Below are 1398 nucleotides of genomic sequence, written 5' to 3' on the forward strand. Positions count from 1 at the left end.
TAGTCACAGGTACATTGAAAAGAGCAGCTGGTGAAAATGTTGGAACGTATGCAATCAGCAATAACGACCTGGCAGCTTCCAACTACCTGATTACGTATGCAGGTGCAAATCTGACGATTACTAAAGCTACGATTACAGGTATTACGCTGAGTGATGCCAGCTTCACCTACGATGCCGCAGCGAAGTCAATCCTTATCTCAGGTACGCTTCCTGCAGGTACAACCGTGAGCTACACCGGAAACAACCAGACAGCGGCTGGTACGTATACAGTTACGGCCAACATAGACGGAGGTATCAATTATACCAACCTCAGTCTGCAGGCTGCCCTGAAGATCAATAAAGCCAAACAGGTGATCACGTTCAAAGAGATCCCTGCTGTGTATCGTGATGCAGGTACGCTGAGCCTTGATATCAGCAGCAACAGTCCGCTGCCGATCAAAATCTACAGCGATAATACCCTTGTTGCCGAAGTTACAGGTACTCAGGAAGTGACAGTGAGAGGAGTAGGTCTGGCACTTATCCGTGCAGAACAGTCCGGAGATGCGAACTACATAGCCGCTGATGCCGTTACCCGCGAACTTCGTGTCCGCAACGAAGACGGTGCTAAATTACCGGTTCGGGTGCATCCTGCGGTATCACCAAACGGAGACGGCATCAACGATTACCTTCGAATCGAAGGAATCGATGAGTATCCGGAGAATAAAATCGGGATCTTCGATGCCAACGGTAACCTGGTTCAGGAGTTAAAAGGCTACGATAACCACAGCAACCGCTTTGATGGTTACAAGGAAAGTCGTGCAGTACCAGCCGGTACATACTTCTACATGCTTGAAGTAAAGATCAACGGTAAATGGGTATATGACAAAGGCTTCTTCGTGGTCAGATATTAATCAGAGGAAATCTGTGTTGCAGCCACCATATGAGCTGTAACACAGAATTTCTTTAGTAGAGTAACAGTATAAAAAAAACAGAAAGAACAAGGACTATGAACTTGAAAAAGATAATATCAGGCACGTTATCGTTACTATGTGTCAGCCTGGCCCTGGGTCAGCAATATATCGATCCGGCGCTATCCGGTTCGTTCGGGAAGATGCTGAATCCGAGTTACAATGCGCTATTGAAAGGAGGTGAAGGAGACGCCGCGCTTTTGTACCGTTACCAGTGGGCGGGTGTAGATGGAGCGCCCAGGAGTATCTGGTTCAATGGAAACATTGCTATAGGTAACCGAGGTATTGCATTAGGGGTTAATTTCAAGCAATTCAAGATCGGTGTTGAGCGGAGTACCGAAGCCTCAGCGAATTTTACCAAAACCCTTCAGATCTCAGATGAGGAATATGTAGGTCTTGGCGTTAACCTTGGATACACGCAGCAGCGTGGAGACTACAGCAGTCTGGATCC

Annotated in this window: 2 protein-coding genes; both read left to right on the forward strand. The window is 47.4% G+C overall.

The features are described 5' to 3' along the window. The coding region (locus HMPREF0766_RS19035; protein WP_003000982.1) for a T9SS C-terminal target domain-containing protein at positions 1–890 on the forward strand (890 nt) is incomplete at its 5' end. 95 nt (positions 891–985) lie between these two features. Next, the coding region (locus HMPREF0766_RS19040; protein ID WP_003000987.1) for a type IX secretion system membrane protein PorP/SprF at positions 986–1398 on the forward strand (413 nt) is incomplete at its 3' end.

It is taken from the genome of Sphingobacterium spiritivorum ATCC 33861, from assembly GCF_000143765.1.
Lineage (GTDB): Bacteria > Bacteroidota > Bacteroidia > Sphingobacteriales > Sphingobacteriaceae > Sphingobacterium > Sphingobacterium spiritivorum.